Below are 17,377 nucleotides of genomic sequence, written 5' to 3'. Positions count from 1 at the left end.
AGACAGCCCCCCGGTGGCATCGGGAGGGACCATGCGCCTCAAGGACCTCGAGATCTTCACGGTCGCGCCTCCGGCCCCCGGCTGGGGCGGGCGTTACTGGCTTTTCGTCAAGCTCACGACAGATGACGGCGTCACCGGTTACGGGGAATGCTATGCCTCCTCTGTCGGGCCGAAGGCGATGGAGGCGGTGATCGCCGATGTCTTCAACCGCCACATGGCCGGGGAGAGCCCCGAGAGCATCGAGCTGATGTTCCGCCGCGCCTATTCCTCGGGCTTCACGCAGCGGCCCGACCTCACCGTGATGGGCGCGTTCTCGGGGCTGGAGATCGCTTGCTGGGACATTCTCGGCAAGGCGCGCAACCGCCCGGTCTGGGCGCTTCTCGGCGGCAAGATGAACGAACGCTTGAGAAGCTACACCTATCTTTACCCCGAGCCCGGCAAGGAAAGCGCGGAATTCTGGGTCAGCCCCGACATGGCCGCCGAGGCCGCCCGGCGCTTCGTCGGCATGGGGTTCACCGCCGTGAAGTTCGATCCGGCCGGCCCTTACACGATCCGGGGCGGGCACGATCCCTCCGGCTCCGACATCACCCGCTCCGCCGCCTTTTGCCGCGCGATCCGCGAGGCGGTCGGTGACCGGGCCGACCTGCTTTTCGGCACCCACGGGCAGTTCAACGTCGCCGGCGCCCAGCGCCTCGCCCAAGCCATCGAGCCTTACGGACCGCTCTGGTACGAAGAGCCGATCCCGCCCGACAACCTCCTCGACTTCGCCGAGGTCGCCCGCGCCACCCGCATCCCCATCGCCACCGGCGAACGCTTCACCACCAAGGCCGAATTCGCCACCGTCCTCAGAACCGGGGGCGCCCGGATCCTGCAACCCGCACTTGGCCGCGCAGGCGGGATCTGGGAAGCGAAGAAGATCGCCGCCATCGCGGAAGTCTTCACCGCCCAGATGGCACCGCATCTCTATGCCGGCCCGGTCGAATGGGCGGCGAACATCCATCTTGGTGCCTCGATCCCCAATCTCCTGATGGTCGAGACGATCGAGACCGGCGGCGCCTTCCACCTGAGGCTCATCAAGAACTCGATCCGGTGGGAGGATGGCTATGTCATCGTCCCCGACGCCCCCGGCCTCGGCATCGAGTTCGACGAGGACGTCGCCCGCGCCCATCCCTATGATGGCGCGCGGCTCCATCTGGAGATGCAGGAGGCGCCCTGCGACTACGCCAAACCGAACTGGTTCGAAGGCGGTGCGCCGTCGACGGCGAAGACCTGACCGGCACGCGCTTCGGGCGACTGGCTCTCCACCATCGTGGGTCACATCGATTTGGCGCTCCTGCGCTCACCGATGAAATCGGCGCACCGGCTTGGTCATCCCGATCACCGCGGCCTTGGTCACGGCATGGAGGAAGCGGTTCGGAACGGCGATCACCTCGGCACCCTCGGCCGCGGAGGCCTGCGCCGTCGCCGTCACGAAGGCTTTCCTTCGCTTCAGCCGCTTCGCCACCCCCTTACATCACCGCGCCGATCTGCCAGGGCACGAATTCCGCGCCGCCGAAGCCGAGCGCCTCGCTCTTCGTCCGGTCGCCCGAGGCGATGCGGATCAGATCCTCGAAGATCTCGCGGCCCTTTTCCTCGACGCTCACGCCCTCGCTGACGATGTCGCCGCAATTGATGTCCATATCCTCGGCCATCCGCGCGTGCATCTCGGAATTCGTGGCAAGCTTGTAGCACGGCACCGGCTTGTAGCCCGAGACCGAGCCGCGCCCGGTGGTGAAGGCGATGAGATTGGCGCCCGACGCGATCTGCCCGGTGACGGAGCAAGGATCGTAGCCGGGGCTGTCCATGTAGACGAAGCCCTTCGTGTCAATCGGTTCGGCGAACTTGTAGACACCTGCGAGCGGCGCGGTGCCGCCCTTGGCAACCGCGCCCAGCGATTTCTCCAGAATGGTGGTCAATCCGCCGCGCTTGTTGCCGGGCGAGGGGTTGTTATCCATCTCGCCGTCATTGCGGGCGGTGTAATCCTCCCACCAGCGGATGCGTTCGATGAGCTTTTCGCCGACGGCACGGCTGACGGCGCGCCGGGTCAGAAGATGCTCCGCCCCGTAGATCTCCGGCGTCTCCGACAGGACCGTCGTGCCGCCATGGCGGACGAGAAGATCGGACGCGGCGCCGAGCGCGGGGTTCGCGGTGATCCCCGAATAGCCGTCCGAGCCGCCGCATTGCAGGCCGATCGTCAGTTCAGAAAGGGGCGCCGGTTCACGCCGCGCCGCATTCGCTTCAGTTCCCATCTCGCGCAGCATCGCAAGCCCGGCGTCGATGGTCGCGCGGGTTCCGCCGGTCTGCTGGATCGTCAGGTAGCGGAAGTTTCCGCCCTCACGCAGCCGACCCTGCCCGACGAGGTCGGCGACCTGCATCACCTCGCAGCCGAGCCCGACCAGAAGGATGCCGCCGAAATTCGGATTGCGGGCATAGCCCTGGAGCGTGCGGAAGAGAGTCCGGTACCCCTCGTTCACGCCTGACATGCCGCAGCCGGTGCCGTGGACGATGGGCACGACGCCATCGACATGCGCGAGGTCGGCAAGCCACGGCGTCCTCTCCGCCGCCTCCGCGATGAACCGGGCCACACTGCCCGAGCAGTTCACGGACGTCAGAATCCCAACGTAGTTGCGGGTTCCGACCCGGCCATCCGCGCGCCGGTAGCCGAGGAAGGTCCTCTCCCCGTCAACCGGCGGCAGCGGCGTGTTGGCCGACGCATGGGCATAGTCCTCGCTGTGCCCGCTCATGCCAAGGTTGTGACTGTGGACATGCGCTCCCGCCGCAATATCCTCGGTCGCGGCGCCGATGATCTGACCGTAACGCAGGACGGGCTCCCCTTGCGCAATCGGACGGATCGCGACCTTGTGACCGCGCGGGACCGGACGGCGCAGCGGCACCGTAATGCCCGGCACAACGACGCCTGCCGCAAGGTCGGTAAGGGCAATGTCGACATTGTCGCCCGGATGCAGGCGGATGGTTCTTGCGGCAGGATCGGGCATCTTGCATCTCCGCCAGGCAACGGGACCGAGGCGCTTGACAGTCCCCGGACGTCCACTAACATGCTAACATGTTACATAGGCCCGATGTGGAACCGCAAGAGAGAACTCCCTCCCTCCACCGTCTCGGCAAGCTTGACAATTTCTCAGGCTCTCTCGCCGCGCGCACCTACCAATCGCTCCGCGAGGCCATACTGCACTTGGCCTACCGACCCGGTGAACTGCTGCGCAAGGGCGACGCCTGCGACGAGCTTGGCGTCTCCCGCTCTCCTGTCTCGGAGGCCATCGCGCGGCTCGCCGCCGAGGGTCTCGTCGACGTGGTCCCGCAGTCCGGAACCTTCGTCGCACGATTCTCGATGGCCGAGATCCGCGAAGGCGCTTTCCTTCGCGAGGCGATCGAGCTGGCCGCGATCGAGATGATCGCGCCCGCAATCACCGAGGATCAACTGGTGCAGGTTCGCCGCAATATCCGCGTGCAGCAGGCGCTCGTCGAGGACGGCGATTTCGCAGGTTTCTGCGCGCTCGACGCCGAAATGCATGCGATGCTGCTTTCGTTCACCGGCTACCGCAAGCTGGGCCAGGTCGCGGAATCCGCCTGGGTCCACGTCAACCGCGCCCGTCAGCTGGTCCTGCCGCTGCCCGGCCGCGTCGCCGCGACGCTGAAGGAGCATCAGGCGATCCTCGAAGCGCTCGAGGCGCGCGATCCCGACCGCGCGCGCGAAGAACTGCGCGGGCACCTCCGACAACTCATGACAGTCCTCGTGCCGCTCGAACGCGAACGACCGGACCTGTTCGATCCCGATTGACGCCATCCGGCGGAAGGAAACGCGATGCAGACAACGCCCTGTTCTCGAACGATGAACTGCGGGGCGGCCCGATACCCGATCTAAACGGCGCGATGCGGGGTGATCTGGTAGAACTCCGTCGCGGTACCGCCGAAAATCCGGGCCCGGTCCACCTCGGCCAGACCCGAAAGGAGCGATTCCGCCGCCCGCCTCCAGTCCGCGTATTCGCCGCGCAGCCGGCACACGGGCCAGTCCGACCCCCACATGATCCGGGTCGGCCCGAAAGCGGCAATGACATGATCCGCATAGGGGCGCAAATCCTCCACCGTCCAGTCCTCCCGCGCCTCGGTCACGAGGCCCGAGAGCTTGAGGCAGGCGTGGGTCTCAGTGGCCAGCCTGCTCATGCCATCCGCCCAGGGACCGAATACGCCTGGCGAATGCCCACGAATCTCCGGTTTCATGCAATGGTCGAGCACAATTCGGAGGTCGGGATATAGTTTCGATATTTTCAGAAAATTAGAAAGATGAATCGACAACCCCAGCGCATCAAATGTAAGCCCCAGATCGGAAAGCGCCCGAAACCCCCATTGCACATCCTCCCGCAACATCCAGTCCACATCCGGAATGTCCTGGATCATTGGCCGCACACCGAGGAACTTCGGGTGGCCCGCCAACCGTCGAAGCACGGCGAGATCTTCGGGCCGCTCGAAATCCACCCACCCCACGACCCCCGCCACCGTCGGCGTCGCGTCGGCGATCCCCAGCATATACTCCGTCTCAGCCACTGTCGCAGCCGCCTGAACGAGGATTGTCCGTCCGATTCCGTACGCGGCCAGTTCGGGCGCAAGGTCCGCGGGACCGTAGGTCCGGGCGAGAACCGGATTGTCGTTCGGCATCCAGTCGTAATCCCCGCGTGCAGGGTTCCAGTAGTGCTGATGCGCGTCGATCTGTTCCATCGGCCTCACCCCACGGGCGCGTCTGGCCGCATCAGGCCTTCCGCTTTGAGGTCCGACCACAGGACCGCTGGGATCCCGGCCGTCGCGGCCCGGAGATTTTCCTCCATCTCCGCCACACCCTGACCGCCCGGAATGACCGAGACCACCGCGGGATGGCAGAGCGGGAACTGGAACGCCGCGTCGACCATCCGCACGCCGTGGCGCGCGCAGACCGCCTCGATCCGTGCCACGCGGTCGAGGATCGCCTGCGGGGCGGGATCGTAATTGTAAAAGGCGCCGGGCTTCGGCCCGGTGGCGAGGATACCGGAATTGTAGGGGCCGCCGATAACGATCCCGATCCCGCGCGCCTCGCAGAGTGGAAGGAAGGTGTCCAATGCCTCCTGCTCCAGCAGCGTGTAGCGCCCCGCGAGGAGGAAGAGGTCGAAATCCCCACGCTCGGCCATCCACTGGCAGGGTTGCCATTCGTTGATCCCCGCGCCGAACGCCCGGATCACTCCCTGATCGCGCAATTCGACCAAGGCCCGGTATCCCCCCGCCATGAACTCGGCGAGCCGCGCGTCGAGCGTGGCTTGCGAGCCGTGATTGAAGACATCGAGATCATGGGCATAGAGGATGTCCACCCTATCCAGCCCAAGCCGCTCCAGCGAGAATTCCATTGAGCGGAAGACAGCGTCATAGCCATAATCATAGACCTCCGCCCGCGACGGCACATCGAACCACTTGCCGGTTCCGTCGCGTTGCTCCTGCGGCACCGCGCGCAAGAGCCGGCCGACCTTGGTCGAAATGACGTAGTCATCCCGCGTCTTGCCGCGCAGGAACCGGTTGAGCCGCGTCTCGGACAGTCCGAAGCCATAGAGGGGCGCCGTATCGAAATACCGCACTCCAGACGCCCAGGCTGCCTCCAGCAGCGCCTCCGCCTCCGCGTCCGAGATCGACCGGTATAGATTGCCAAGCGGCGCCGACCCGAAACCGAGCTCGGTGAAATCGAGCCCACCGTTTCCGAGCCTGTCCCAGTGGCGTATCGCAAGCTCCATGAATGCCTCCGTATGTCCGCTCACATGCTAGCATGAATCGTTTGTGGGCCAATCCTTCCACCTTGCGGCCGAGCCTCACCACCTTCACCTTGTCGACTGCGCACTCGGCATCAGGATCAACCAGGATGACACTCACGGTTCTCGCTTACGGAGACAGCAACACCCACGGCACGGCGCCTATGGCGACCGCCACCGAGAAGGTCCGCTTCGACCCCGAAATCCGCTGGACCGGCCACGCCCGCGGCCTGCTGCCCGCCGATACGATCCTGATCGAGGAAGGCCATCCCGGCCGAACCACCGTCCACGACGACCCGATCGAGGGCGCCCATCGCAATGGGCTGGCGATTCTGCCGGCCATCCTGGAATCCCACCGTCCGCTCGATGCCGTCATCCTCATGCTCGGCACAAACGACATGAAGGCGCGGTTTTCCGTAACCGCCGAGGATGTGGCCGCCTCGCTCGACCGGCTGATCCGGACGATCCGTGCCGCCGAGGCCGGGCCGGATCTTGGGGAACCAAAGGTTCTCCTCGTATGTCCGCCGCCAGTTGCCGAAACCGGATGCCTTGAAGGAATGTTCCGGGGAGGCGCCGCCAAGTCCGCCGCCCTCACACCGCTTGCTGCGCGTGTGGCGGAGGCGCAGGGCGCGGGTTTCCTCGACGCAGGCGCCCACATCGCCGTTTCCCCTGTCGACGGGGTCCATTTCGACGCCGAGGCCCACGCGGTGCTCGGCCGCGCCATCGGCGCAGCCGTCGCGGAGATGATGGGATGAACGCACCGATTGCCCGACAATCGGCGCACCGGTAAGCTCTCACCAAGGGAGGACGAGGATGCTGAAAGGGATCGACAACCGGCTAAACGCCGATGTGCTCTACGTCCTGCGTTCCATGGGCCACGGCGACGCGCTGGTGATCGCCGACACCAATTTCCCGTCCGATTCCGTTGCCCGCGACACCGTCTATGGCGCGTTGCTGAGGATGGAGAACCTGACCTCGGCGGAGGCAGTGAATGCAATCCTCTCGGTCATGCCCCTCGACACGTTCGTCGACGACTTCGCCGGTCGGATGGAGATCGTCGGCAGCCCCGACGAGGTGCCGCCGGTGCAAGCCGAGGTTCAGGCAGAGATCGACCGCGCCGAAGGAAAGCCGCGTCCGATGATCAGTATCGAGCGCTTCGACTTCTATGATCGCGCCCGCGAAAGCTATGCCGTGATCCAGACCGGCGAGCGGCGGTTCTACGGCTGCTTCCTGTTTCGCAAGGGTGTGATCGCGCCAGAGGCCTGAGGAAAACCATGTCGAACAAGATCGTTATCCTCGGCGTGTTCGTCGCCGATACCGCCTACCGCGCCGATCGTCAGCCGAAGATGGGCGAGACGATCCTGGGCCGGAGCTTCGTCCTCGGCCCCGGCGGCAAGGGTTCGAACCAGTCGGTCGCCGCCGCGATGGTGGGCGGCGAGGTTCATTTCATCACCCGCCTCGGCCGCGATCCCTTCGCCGACATAGCCCACGCGACCTGGTCGAAGGCAGGCGTGGTGCCCGAGGTGACGGAGGATCCGGAAAGCTACACGGGTGCAGCCTACATCTTCATCGAGGACGCGACCGGCAACAACGCCATCATCATCTCGCCCGGCGCGGCAGGTCGGATTTCTGTCGCGGACGTGGAGGCGCGGGCCAACCTCATCTCTGGCGCCGCCGTGTTCGTGACCCAGCTGGAACAACCGATGCCGGCCGCTCACCGCGCGCTTGAGATCGCACGGGCGGGCGGGGCGAAGACCATCCTCAACCCCGCGCCGGCCGCCACCATTGCGCCCGAGATGCTGGCGCTCTGCGACTATGTTACCCCGAACGAATCCGAGACCGAGGGGATCACCGGCCTGCCCGTCACATCCGCCGCCGAGGCGAAGACCGCTGCCGAGAAGCTTCTGTCGCAAGGCGCCGGCGCGGCGATCATCACCCTTGGCGAAAACGGCGCGCTCTATCATGACCGTCATCAGACCGTCCATGTTCCCGCCGTCAGCGCCGGCCCGGTGGTGGAGACGACGGGCGCCGGCGACGCCTTCAACGGCGGCTTCGCGGCCGCCCTTGCGCGCGGCGCCGATCCGATCGCCGCGGTCCGCTTCGGCTGTGCGACCGCCGGCATCTCCGTCACCCGCCCCGGCACCGCCCCCTCCATGCCGACATTGGCCGAGGTCGAAGCGTTGTTGGCCGGCATGGCAGGCTCATGAAACGCGGCAGGGGCAAAGGTCTGGCGATCCCGGGCGGACTCGACCCCCAACATCCTGATTAAAAGGTCGCTGTTCTACATCCCTAATCGCTTGTAACGTAAGCTGCTTTGATCGCATTTTTCGTCACTATGCAATTGCGATGCAATTGACTCACGGCGCGACCCGCCGAGGACTCGAACCCCGAACCTAGTGCTTAGAAGGCACTTGCTCTATCCCGTTGAGCTAGCGGGTCAGACGCGCGACATGACGTTTAAACGATTGGCGACCTTGGCACAATCAGGCATAACTCGGTTATGGTACGGCAACCGACCATCGAACAGATGCCCTGGTAGCCTGACGCACTGAAGTGCTTCGAGCAGTTGGCTGCCGAGGGTCAGAACGCCTACCGCGCGGCTCGCGCCATCGCCCATGAGCTCGGTGTAAGTCATCTGACAGCATTCAACTCGATACAACGCGGGTCCGTCCCGAGCTACCCGTCGAACGATCCTGCACGGACAGAAGCCTTCCAATCGGGCAAGTCGCGCTACACGGGCAAGCCTTGCAAGAAGCATGGCTCTATCGAGCGCAGGTCGGACGACGGCAGTTGCGCTCAGTGCGTCACCGAGCATGACCTCGCCCACCGTGCGAATAAGGAAGGCCGGATCAGTTAAGCATTTCACCTGCCCAAGGCAGCCCTCGGGCCGGTCCGTCGGGCGCCGCGAGAGACGAAGCCGGCGAGGCAAGCATCGTGTGTCTAGCGGTTAGCCCCTATCGGCGTGTCTGCGGTCGCCAAACCACCTACTGCGCGTCTGCGCAGTGACCTCGCTCTACCTGCAAGTTCCGGGGAGGGCGATCTCACCGGTGGCGGCAAGGTGACAGCGAAGTATGTCAGCGGGTCCATGATTGGCTCATTTCAGGAGATTGACGGCAGACAATGTTCGTGAGTTCGCAGCGCTCCCGGGTATCGCACCTGTCACGGTTGCAACGAACTGATAGGTTTGCGGTCCAGTCGCTGGCGACGTATCAATCGCCATTACGCCGAGCGTGGCGGACGCCGGAACGCCATCGGTCGCACCGATGCTCTGAGCCTCTGTGATCATGCCGCCCGCCTTCGTGATGTGTAGCGAGATCGCACCGCTGCCCGTCGTATCCGGAACGACACTTGCGTAGCCGTAAATGGGCATGGGATCCGACCTGCCCTTATTGACCACAAGCGTCTGAATGACAGTCGCCCCCTCGGCAGGCTGATACTACCAGCGGTCGTGGCGCTGCTGACCGTCGAGATCGCATTCCCAGCGACGTTGAGCGTGTCGACGGCGAGATTGGCGATCTTCGCATCGGTAGTCAGGCCATCGCCGATTTGCGCGATCTGGGTGATGATGCCCGAGGACGCGATCAGGCCGCCGGTGATCGCGTTCGCGGCGATGTAGTTGCCATAGATCGTCCCGTCGACGATCAGCTCGCCGCCGTTCGCCCGGTAGCGGTAGATGTCGTCCCAGTAGATCGCGCCGGCGGAGTGGCTGTTGACGATAAGCTCGACGCGGCCTCTGACCGCCCCGGCAGGAGCGGTCGCCACCCCGGAGGCGGGTGCTGGCAGACTAATTCGAACCCGTCTCAGCTTGGACAGTGAGGCTGTCCCTTATGCCGCGCAGAGACCGCGCCACTCGGCAAGAGCGGCGGCTCGGTTGGCCTTGAAACTTTGTCGTGAATTGAGGCTGCGGTCCTGGTTGAAGTGGTTCGAGACGGAGGCGTGAACGGAGGCGAACTTCTGCAGCGTTCGCATTCGCCGGAAGCGGAGCATCGCCCGCTCCCGTCTTCGGAATGGCAGGTGTGAATTCTCCGCCCGGTTATTCATCCACCGGCCAGTCTGCTGGCGCCCGCGGATGCCGAGCTCTCCCAAGGCGGCGCCATAGGATCGCAGACAGTCAGTGACGAATCCATCGGCCGCGCCGTGCCGCTTCAGTGATTTCCTCAAGAATTTAAGGGCGGCTTTCTTGTCGCGTTTCTTCGTCACGAAGCTCTCGAGCACCTCCCCTTCGTGATCGACCGCCCGCCACAGGTAATGGCGTTCGCCGTTGATCTTCACGAACACCTCGTCCAAATGCCAGCGCCAGCGGCTGGACCGCATGCATTCGACGCGGCGTTTCCTGATCTCCGCCGCAAACGTCGGTCCGAACCGGTGCCACCAGAACCGCACCGTCTCATGGCAGATATCGACGCCCCGCTCGTGCAGAAGGTCCTCAACGTTCCGCAGGGACAGGGGGAAGCGCACATACATCATCACCGCAAGGCGGATGATCTCGGGCGACGCCTTGAAATAGCGGAAAGGCGAAGGCTGGGTCATGGCCGGAGCCTACCCCCGCCCCACGCCCCGGCTCAAGTCAAGTTCCTCTGACAGTGCCCCCGCGAATGCCGAGCTCTCCCAAGGCGGCGCCATAGGATCGCAGACAGTCAGTGACGAATCCATCGGCCGCGCCGTGCCGCTTCAGTGATTTCCTCAAGAATTTAAGGGCGGCTTTCTTGTCGCGTTTCTTCGTCACGAAGCTCTCGAGCACCTCCCCTTCGTGATCGACCGCCCGCCACAGGTAATGGCGTTCGCCGTTGATCTTCACGAACACCTCGTCCAAATGCCAGCGCCAGCGGCTGGACCGCATGCATTCGACGCGGCGTTTCCTGATCTCCGCCGCAAACGTCGGTCCGAACCGGTGCCACCAGAACCGCACCGTCTCATGGCAGATATCGACGCCCCGCTCGTGCAGAAGGTCCTCAACGTTCCGCAGGGACAGGGGGAAGCGCACATACATCATCACCGCAAGGCGGATGATCTCGGGCGACGTCTTGAAATAGCGGAAAGGCGAAGGCTGGGTCATGGCCGGAGCCTACCCCCGCCCCACGCCCCGGCTCAAGTCAAGTCCCTCTGACAGTGCCTACGCAGACGAACTACCAGCCTCAAGCCGGTTTCTTTTGACAGAGCCCCTCGCTCGGTGCTGCCAGACGGATTCGAACCGGTCTCACCAAGGACAGTGACGCTGTCCCTTATCCCGCGCAGAGACCACGCCACTCGGCGAGAGCGGCGGCCCGGTTGGCCTTGAAGAGGCGTCGGCTTGAAAGGCTGCGTTCCTGATTGAAGTGGTTCGAGACGGAGGCATGGACGGCGGCGAACTTCTGAAGACTTCGCATACGCCGGAACCGAAGCATCGCCCGCTCCCGTCGTCGGAATGCAAGGTGTGAATTCTCGACCCCGTTGTTCAACCAACGGCCTGTTTCCTGTCGGGCATCAGCACCAAGCTCCTTCAGTGCAGCACGATAGGACCGCAGCTTGTCCGTCACGATGACCTCAGGCTGACCGTGCGTGCGCATTGCTTTCTTGAGGAATTTCAATGCGGCCTTCTTATTACGGGTCTTTGTGACGAAGCTTTCGAGCACCTCGCCTTCATGATCGACGGCCCGCCAGAGGTAATGCCGCTCACCGTTGATCTTCACGAAGATCTCGTCGAGGTGCCACTGCCAGCGGCTCGATTTCATCCCTTCGATCCGGTGCTTCCGGATCTCCGCGGCAAACATTGGACCAAAACGATGCCACCAGTACCGCACGGTCTCGTGGCTGATCTCCACACCTCGTTCGTGAAGTAGATCTTCGACATTCCGGAGCGAGAGTGGGAAGCGGACGTACAGCATCACCGCCAGGCGGATGATTTCCGGGCTGCTGTGAAAGCCCTTGAACGGGTCAGGTTTGGTCATGTTCCGACGCTACGAGGCCGCCCTGCCCGCCTCAACAGGAATCCTTCTGACAAGACCAGCCAGACGATTCACCAACGAACCTGCCAAGAAATAAACACAGTTTCGCAACATTGTCGCTCGTCTTTGTGTACATGGCGTTAACGAGAATGCAATCAAGGGTTGATAAGATGCTCGGATACATCATCATTGGATCGTTCGCTGGTTTTGCCGCGTGTGTGGCCACGCTGGTCCTCGGTGGATCGTTCGTGCTCGCAATCGCCCTCTACAGCATGGTCGGTTCCGCCGCCGTGATCCTCGTGCCTATTTTGCATGTCGCCATCAATGCGGTCGCCGCCCGTAGTAGCCGACTCAAGAGCTCATCCATTTCAGGCAAATCGAGCAGTCAACTTGCTAGTGACCTGATTTTCGACCATCCGCGCCCCCTTGCTGAAGCACATCATCGGCCAATGAGGATCCTCGCAGTCGACGATGACCCCTTCATTCTCGGGCTGATCCCGGGAATTGCTGCCAAGGCAAGGTATTCCGAAGTTACCTGCGCCGCCTCCGCAAAGCTGGCGTTAGCAACACTGGCGAACACCGAGGCTCAGTTCGACTGCCTGTTGTTCGATATCAACATGCCGGAGATGGACGGAATTGAACTGTGCCGGCACGTTCGCAGAATTGCCGCCTATCGACGCACACCGATTATAATGCTCACCGGGAAGAGGGACATGAAGAGCATGGAGCAAGCATTCCTGGCGGGTGCGACCGAATATGCGACAAAACCTTTTGACGTCGATAAGCTTGGAGCGCGGCTTGTCGCGACTTATCAAACCCACGGCGACCAGAGCGACGAGATCAGATCGGACAATGCGGATGTGGTCGATACTTTGCGCGAGGAACAGTACATTAACGGACCGGAGTCTCGCGAGGTCCTTCCTGGTGGTGCGACGAAACTAGTGTCGTCCAAGGCGTTGGAAAACTATGTGACGCAAGTGTCTGGCAAGGAGCTTTCCGACACTCAAGTATTCGCCGTGAAAGTCGACTGGAAGGATCTTGCCCATACGCGTACCTCCTATCTTCCGTTTGTATCGGTCCTGGAAGATGTCGCTGCCGCAATAGAAGATGTCCTCCGCTCCGATCAGTGCATGATGGCGGACGCCGGCGAGGGAACTGTGCTGGTCGTCACCAGCGGCAAGATGCTGCCGACATCCATTCAACTGGAGGCCGAGATCAACCAATCTCTAGAAACAAATCGGGCTGCCAGCGTCTATGGCGAAAGTCTGGCGATCAGCGTTTCGGTGGGCAGGCCGATAACGCCGGAGGGGACCAAGGTGCGCCGTGCGGGCATCACCTTCGGTCGGGCGATAGGCTCCGCTAAGAACAGAGCCTTTGAGAAGCTCGGTTTGGAGCGGAACTCATCCCTCCGCTTGGTCGGCTAAAGTTGGAGTGCTAATCCGTCCGACGACAGGTCAACCTGACCCCGCATAATTCAGCACGACGTGGCGAACCGCTGTTCTCGCTGACGCTCATCAAGCGGAACCCAGCGTCCTCCGTCAGAACCCACGGGGCCAGTCGAGTTGGAGGATTTTTGACCTGCTGTGAGCATCAAGCAATATGGATGAGGCAGAAACTCGACACTGCGAAACCTTTACGCGAAGCCGTTGTGACGGACAGCGGCCTCTAAGGCACCAGCCAGGGCATGTTTGACTGGCCGGAGCGAACCGGCGCGCCGCTTTCCTCCTTCAAGCCAAGAAGGACCGTCATGAAGCCTTCATTGAGTCCGCCAGCAGCAGACTCCGGGACGAGCGGCTCAACCCGCACTGGCACAGGTCACTGAAGTCGAACGCGACGAGATCGCTCGCTTGCTGGTTCACCGCAACACCGTACACCCGACTCCGGGATCGGATACCCCTCAGGGATGGATTTCCTGGCGACCGCCGTGCGCTTGTGTACGAGACTCCTGTAGCCTCAGTGGTGCCGCTCGACGCCGCAACTCGCCCGGGAAATTCCAGATCAGTCTGACCCCGAGTCAGGGCGAAGGCCAAACTGGCATCGTGCGCCAATCCCTCACCGAGATTCAAATTTCCGCGGATTTGCCGTGTTTGATCTACAATCCGCCCCATTACCGCCAAATAATGCAACTAAAAGATGAAATTAGGCCCTTCAACCGCTACAGGCTGCCATGCAACATATACGCGATTTCTCCCCCTACGGCGCGTCGACATCAGCTTTGGCGACCGTCTCAGGCCAAACGGAGCTTGTAGATGTACTCGACCACGACACGAACACCAATCTGCTCGTTCCGTTGACGTCCCTGGTGGTCACTTGTGGGGCCGCCCAAGGGGAGACGCCGAAAGTTCCCGACGACCTCATACTAGGAGATGTGATCCAGATAGCACCTAGCGCAGTGACCTTCCCCGTCTCTGGCAAGGCAGGCCGCTCAGACCAAGTGGACATCACCCTCTCCCGAGTTGATATCGGAACGCGCACCCTTCGTGGGGCCATGATCGGGACTCTTTGTCTGCGCCGCGCAGACGGGAGGTATTTCACCAGAAGAGATTTTGTCAGATGTTCGATCTGGCATTCGGAGCTTTGCGTTTTTCCTACCTTCAGACCCGATGAAGACAATTTCACTGGATTTCGGTCACCTTCAATCGAACGAACTCTTTTCTGCCGATCGCCGCACCGGTCTGTTGCTAAGAGCAATCGAAAGTGCAGATAATGCGTCAAAACAACAGGAGTGGAGCGCTGCAAACGCGCTCGCGGGGAAGCCAGCACATGCTACGGCTAGCTGGTTGCAGAGGTGGATCGGAATCTGAAATGGTTAAACTTACGCATCATGAGCACTCCACTGGCGACTTGGACAGCGCACTCGCGCGTATCCGCGATGACTTCATCCAACGTCTTAGCGCCCAGATAATCCAACTCAGAGCCATTCAGGAGCGTATGACGTCAAATGTCGATGTTGACGATTTGAAGGTGATCGAATTTTTGGCTCACCAGATTTGCGGTCTTGCAAGAACACTAGGGTACCCCACCTTGGGTGATGCATCACAGCGGCTCGAGCTTGCCGTCAATCTTCAAATCTCACATGTTGGGGCGCCTGTGGATACTGATATTCCAGCTCTACTTGAATTCCTATTGTGGGAAATGGGCACAGCATCGGTCCCGGCGAGCGTTTAAGGATTAGAGGCATGGTGCTCAATAGAATTCTCCATGTGGACGATGACGAGGACATTCGCACGGTGACACGAATTGCGCTGGAGGTTGTAGGCGGTTTTACCGTTCTGCAGTGTAACTCCGGTCAAGAGGCACTCGCGCGGGCTGAAGCATTCGCACCGGATCTGATCCTTCTCGACGTAATGATGCCGGGAATAGATGGGGAGCAAACCTTCCAGGAACTTAGGACGATACCCACCTTGGCGGATTTACCGATCGTATTCGCCACGGCGAAGGTCCACGAGCAATCCATGACACAGCTTTTCGCCATCGGCGCCGCCGGCGTCGTGGCAAAGCCCTTCAATCCGCTTGAATTGCCTAACACTCTGCGATCGATCTGGAATCGGGCCCGGCCAAACTTGCGACAAGAAACATGAATCCTGTCTTGTCTTGGTTGATACAAAAGTGGCGGTCAACACGCCCGTCGAGGTCGCGGCCGAACCCTGAGATGGTCACATATCTAAAGGATTATGTGGATGGGGGCCTGAGACTCTTTTGGCAGCGCCAAGCGATGTACTTGGGTGCATTTACACTCGCCTCCGCATATTATGACATCTACATTGCAGTCCTATGTTACTTGAGCGTACTTCTCACGGAGTTCTTTGACCATGTCGTGGCAAAGCGTATTTCGACCTGGGATGGCTTCAGCGACCGAGCATCCGACTTGTTCTATCGAATGATCCTACTCGGAACTATTCTGAACGCCCTTGCCATAGGGTCATTCATCGTGCTTGCAACTGTTATGGAGGGTACTTCGGCACATTTTACACCGCTTTTATTCTTGTTTGCCGCAGCGCTGTTTGCGGCGATGAATACCCATCAAGTTCTTAGCGCCCTGGCGCTCCGCCTATCCATCTATTCTGGTCTTTTTCTTTTTGTTGCGTTGTTTAATATCGTCAGGGAGCGGCCGCAACTCTCTTCCGTGCACTGGCTTCAGTTCTTCACGGTTGTATTTGTTCTTTACTTCATAGTTGATTGTTCAATCGCATTTCTGCGACTCTATCGCCGCAATTTGAGTCAAATTGAGGATCTCAGAAAAGAGCATGAAAGGGCGCTGGCGGCATACAGGGCGAAGTCTGAGTTTCTTTCCGTGGTTAGCCATGAGCTAAGAACTCCAATCACATCGATCAAAGGACCTCTCAACCTCATCTGCAGTGGAGTACTTGGCCAGGTACCCAAGAATGTTCAGCAAATGCTTGCTGTGGCAAACAAGAACAGCGACCGGCTTGCGATGCTGATTGACGATCTTCTGGATCTACAGGCGCTCGATACAGGCAAGATGGCGATGAACCCCAAACCTATGGATCTCTCCATACTTATTAAAGACGCAATCGAGGCGACGGCCGGCTATCTACGCGACAAAAATGTTTCTCTGGTTCTTGTGGGATCTCACCCATCGGTGATCGTCAATGGCGACGAAAAAAGATTGATGCAGGTGATGGCGAACGTTTTCTCGAACGCAATAAAATTTTCGAAGGACGGTGGCATCGTGCAAGTTGACCTTAAGGTCCATGAAGACCTTGCCACAGTATCCGTAAGGGACAATGGCCGGGGGATCCCGCCAGGTAATGAGCAAACGGTTTTCGGGGAGTTCTCGCAATTAGACTCCTCAGATGTTCGTTCGGTTGGAGGTAGCGGCCTTGGCATGAGCATCTCGCGACGCATTCTTCAGCTTCACAAGGGAACGATCAGCTACGAAAGCGAGCTCGGGGTCGGAACGAACTTCATCATCACGTTGCCAGTTTTTTTTCAGCACCGCACGTGGCTCAAGGTCAAGGGCAAGCTGGAAGTCGAAGTGCTGCCGGAGCTGTCGGAACTGTGCCAATCTGACGAATGGGCCGCAAACTGCGTTGCGACGGGAACTGATGGAGTGAACTGTCCCAAGTCTTCCTAAGATCGATTTCGGTTGGCGGCGCAGCTAGGCCGATCAGTCCGCCTCTTTGGTCGTCGGCCCCTCCTTCTTCGGCCTCAGTCTGATCGCCGTTTGGTGCGCCTTGAGGTAAGTTGCGGGTCACCGCCAACTCATCTGGAGTGTCTTTGCCGGGGCACGCTCCTTCGGGGCGTCCCTCGGCCAGTCTCATTGCGAAGGCACGTCACACAGCGGGTGTGAGAGCAATAGCACGTGATCCTAATGGCACGTCAGCAAGCCTTATGCGCTAACGGCAGTGTAAACCAGCATGTACTCCCGGATTTCGAATTTCGTTCAAACCCGAATTCTCCTCCCATGATATCGAAGACACTCTTACTGATCGCAAGCCCCAACCCGGTTCCCCCTGCATGCCGCGTAGATGTCCACCTCAAGCACAGTTACTTTGACACTTGCCCAGATATTGCTCTGGAGTTTCATCTAATAGTAGAATAATAAACAGATAACTCTCCTTCTGGAGACGACACCCATCGGTTTGCTGAATCGCTGGTCGCAATGAT

At 61.0% G+C, this 17,377-nt stretch carries 18 protein-coding genes, 1 tRNA gene and 1 pseudogene; 9 read left to right on the top strand and 11 right to left on the bottom strand.

What is annotated here, in order from left to right; genetic code table 11:
• Positions 1-31 precede the first annotated feature (31 nt).
• The gene (locus tag V5734_RS03465; protein WP_347312122.1) at positions 32-1,273 is read left to right on the top strand and encodes a mandelate racemase/muconate lactonizing enzyme family protein; all 1,242 of its coding nucleotides are present in this window, start codon (positions 32-34) and stop codon (positions 1,271-1,273) included.
• Positions 1,274-1,339: 66 nt separating this feature from the next.
• On the opposite strand, the gene V5734_RS03460 is transcribed toward V5734_RS03465, so the two are convergent.
• Positions 1,340-1,471: a hypothetical protein gene (locus V5734_RS03460; RefSeq protein ID WP_347312121.1), complete on the bottom strand. Its 132-nt coding sequence runs from the start codon at positions 1,469-1,471 to the stop codon at positions 1,340-1,342.
• A gap of 37 nt (positions 1,472-1,508) precedes the next feature.
• The gene (locus V5734_RS03455) at positions 1,509-3,035 is read right to left on the bottom strand and encodes a UxaA family hydrolase (protein WP_347312120.1); all 1,527 of its coding nucleotides are present in this window, start codon (positions 3,033-3,035) and stop codon (positions 1,509-1,511) included.
• 197 nt (positions 3,036-3,232) lie between these two features.
• Here V5734_RS03455 and V5734_RS03450 point away from each other — a divergent pair, with 197 nt between their 5' ends.
• The gene (locus V5734_RS03450) at positions 3,233-3,838 is read left to right on the top strand and encodes a GntR family transcriptional regulator (protein WP_347312119.1); all 606 of its coding nucleotides are present in this window, start codon (positions 3,233-3,235) and stop codon (positions 3,836-3,838) included.
• An 80-nt stretch (positions 3,839-3,918) separates the two neighbouring features.
• Here the strand turns inward: V5734_RS03450 and V5734_RS03445 are convergent, their stop codons facing one another.
• Together V5734_RS03445 and V5734_RS03440 are read right to left on the bottom strand one after the other, a co-directional pair.
• Positions 3,919-4,773, bottom strand: a complete 855-nt coding sequence (locus V5734_RS03445) for an amidohydrolase family protein (RefSeq protein ID WP_347312118.1) — start codon at positions 4,771-4,773, stop codon at positions 3,919-3,921.
• 5 nt (positions 4,774-4,778) lie between these two features.
• The gene (locus V5734_RS03440; RefSeq protein WP_347312117.1) at positions 4,779-5,807 is read right to left on the bottom strand and encodes an aldo/keto reductase; all 1,029 of its coding nucleotides are present in this window, start codon (positions 5,805-5,807) and stop codon (positions 4,779-4,781) included.
• Between the two features lie 125 nt (positions 5,808-5,932).
• Between V5734_RS03440 and V5734_RS03435 the strand changes: the two genes are divergently transcribed.
• The 3 genes from V5734_RS03435 to V5734_RS03425 are packed head-to-tail and all read left to right on the top strand — an operon-like array spanning position 5,933 to position 8,029.
• Positions 5,933-6,577: an SGNH/GDSL hydrolase family protein gene (locus V5734_RS03435; protein ID WP_347312116.1), complete on the top strand. Its 645-nt coding sequence runs from the start codon at positions 5,933-5,935 to the stop codon at positions 6,575-6,577.
• A gap of 58 nt (positions 6,578-6,635) precedes the next feature.
• Complete coding sequence (locus tag V5734_RS03430) at positions 6,636-7,088, top strand: RbsD/FucU family protein (protein WP_347312115.1); 453 nt, start codon at positions 6,636-6,638, stop codon at positions 7,086-7,088.
• 8 nt (positions 7,089-7,096) lie between these two features.
• On the top strand, positions 7,097-8,029 hold the full coding sequence (locus tag V5734_RS03425) for a ribokinase (protein WP_347312114.1): 933 nt from the start codon (positions 7,097-7,099) through the stop codon (positions 8,027-8,029).
• A 158-nt stretch (positions 8,030-8,187) separates the two neighbouring features.
• On the opposite strand, the gene V5734_RS03420 is transcribed toward V5734_RS03425, so the two are convergent.
• The 6 genes and pseudogenes from V5734_RS03420 to V5734_RS03395 all read right to left on the bottom strand — a co-directional run bounded on the left by V5734_RS03420 (position 8,188) and on the right by V5734_RS03395 (position 11,749).
• A tRNA-Arg gene (locus V5734_RS03420) sits at positions 8,188-8,261 on the bottom strand.
• The gene (locus tag V5734_RS03415) at positions 8,260-8,457 is read right to left on the bottom strand and encodes a hypothetical protein (RefSeq protein ID WP_347312113.1); all 198 of its coding nucleotides are present in this window, start codon (positions 8,455-8,457) and stop codon (positions 8,260-8,262) included. The genes V5734_RS03420 and V5734_RS03415 overlap by 2 nt, the downstream gene beginning before the upstream one ends.
• A 647-nt stretch (positions 8,458-9,104) precedes the next feature.
• Positions 9,105-9,584, bottom strand: coding sequence for a hypothetical protein (locus V5734_RS03410; RefSeq protein WP_347312112.1), 480 nt, complete (start codon positions 9,582-9,584; stop codon positions 9,105-9,107).
• Between the two features lie 63 nt (positions 9,585-9,647).
• On the bottom strand, positions 9,648-10,352 hold the full coding sequence (locus tag V5734_RS03405; RefSeq protein WP_347312111.1) for an IS6 family transposase: 705 nt from the start codon (positions 10,350-10,352) through the stop codon (positions 9,648-9,650).
• A 67-nt stretch (positions 10,353-10,419) separates the two neighbouring features.
• A pseudogene (locus V5734_RS03400) lies at positions 10,420-10,878 on the bottom strand (IS6 family transposase); the annotation flags it as partial.
• 166 nt (positions 10,879-11,044) lie between these two features.
• Entirely contained in the window at positions 11,045-11,749 is a 705-nt protein-coding gene (locus V5734_RS03395; protein WP_347312110.1) for an IS6 family transposase, read from the bottom strand.
• A gap of 167 nt (positions 11,750-11,916) precedes the next feature.
• Between V5734_RS03395 and V5734_RS03390 the strand changes: the two genes are divergently transcribed.
• From V5734_RS03390 to V5734_RS03375, 4 genes are all read left to right on the top strand, one after another.
• Complete coding sequence (locus V5734_RS03390; RefSeq protein ID WP_347312109.1) at positions 11,917-13,170, top strand: response regulator; 1,254 nt, start codon at positions 11,917-11,919, stop codon at positions 13,168-13,170.
• A 1,381-nt stretch (positions 13,171-14,551) separates the two neighbouring features.
• Positions 14,552-14,914, top strand: a complete 363-nt coding sequence (locus V5734_RS03385) for an Hpt domain-containing protein (RefSeq protein WP_347312108.1) — start codon at positions 14,552-14,554, stop codon at positions 14,912-14,914.
• An 11-nt stretch (positions 14,915-14,925) separates the two neighbouring features.
• Complete coding sequence (locus tag V5734_RS03380) at positions 14,926-15,327, top strand: response regulator (protein WP_347312107.1); 402 nt, start codon at positions 14,926-14,928, stop codon at positions 15,325-15,327.
• Between the two features lie 236 nt (positions 15,328-15,563).
• The gene (locus V5734_RS03375) at positions 15,564-16,844 is read left to right on the top strand and encodes a sensor histidine kinase (RefSeq protein WP_347312106.1); all 1,281 of its coding nucleotides are present in this window, start codon (positions 15,564-15,566) and stop codon (positions 16,842-16,844) included.
• A gap of 245 nt (positions 16,845-17,089) precedes the next feature.
• Here V5734_RS03375 and V5734_RS21560 read toward each other — a convergent pair whose 3' ends face one another.
• A complete protein-coding gene (locus V5734_RS21560) occupies positions 17,090-17,212 on the bottom strand; it encodes a hypothetical protein (protein WP_432759657.1) in 123 nt (40 codons plus the stop codon).
• Positions 17,213-17,377: the final 165 nt, after the last annotated feature.

Origin of the sequence: Defluviimonas sp. SAOS-178_SWC (assembly GCF_039830135.1) — a bacterium.
GTDB lineage: Bacteria > Pseudomonadota > Alphaproteobacteria > Rhodobacterales > Rhodobacteraceae > Albidovulum.
Note: the sequence above shows the minus strand (reverse complement) of the source record. Positions and strands in the feature narration are given on the sequence as shown.

Bases quoted from the DNA above. Each gene is read 5' to 3' on its own strand.
- V5734_RS03465 (WP_347312122.1), top strand. From the start codon at position 32: ATGCGCCTCAAGGACCTCGAGATCTTCACGGTCGCGCCTCCGGCCCCC.
- V5734_RS03455 (WP_347312120.1), bottom strand. From the start codon at position 3,035: ATGCCCGATCCTGCCGCAAGAACCATCCGCCTGCATCCGGGCGACAAT.
- V5734_RS03445 (WP_347312118.1), bottom strand. From the start codon at position 4,773: ATGGAACAGATCGACGCGCATCAGCACTACTGGAACCCTGCACGCGGG.
- V5734_RS03440 (WP_347312117.1), bottom strand. From the start codon at position 5,807: ATGGAGCTTGCGATACGCCACTGGGACAGGCTCGGAAACGGTGGGCTC.
- V5734_RS03435 (WP_347312116.1), top strand. From the start codon at position 5,933: ATGACACTCACGGTTCTCGCTTACGGAGACAGCAACACCCACGGCACG.
- V5734_RS03430 (WP_347312115.1), top strand. From the start codon at position 6,636: ATGCTGAAAGGGATCGACAACCGGCTAAACGCCGATGTGCTCTACGTC.
- V5734_RS03425 (WP_347312114.1), top strand. From the start codon at position 7,097: ATGTCGAACAAGATCGTTATCCTCGGCGTGTTCGTCGCCGATACCGCC.
- V5734_RS03415 (WP_347312113.1), bottom strand. From the start codon at position 8,457: ATGACTTACACCGAGCTCATGGGCGATGGCGCGAGCCGCGCGGTAGGC.
- V5734_RS03405 (WP_347312111.1), bottom strand. From the start codon at position 10,352: ATGACCCAGCCTTCGCCTTTCCGCTATTTCAAGGCGTCGCCCGAGATC.
- V5734_RS03395 (WP_347312110.1), bottom strand. From the start codon at position 11,749: ATGACCAAACCTGACCCGTTCAAGGGCTTTCACAGCAGCCCGGAAATC.
- V5734_RS03390 (WP_347312109.1), top strand. From the start codon at position 11,917: ATGCTCGGATACATCATCATTGGATCGTTCGCTGGTTTTGCCGCGTGT.
- V5734_RS03385 (WP_347312108.1), top strand. From the start codon at position 14,552: ATGGTTAAACTTACGCATCATGAGCACTCCACTGGCGACTTGGACAGC.
- V5734_RS03380 (WP_347312107.1), top strand. From the start codon at position 14,926: ATGGTGCTCAATAGAATTCTCCATGTGGACGATGACGAGGACATTCGC.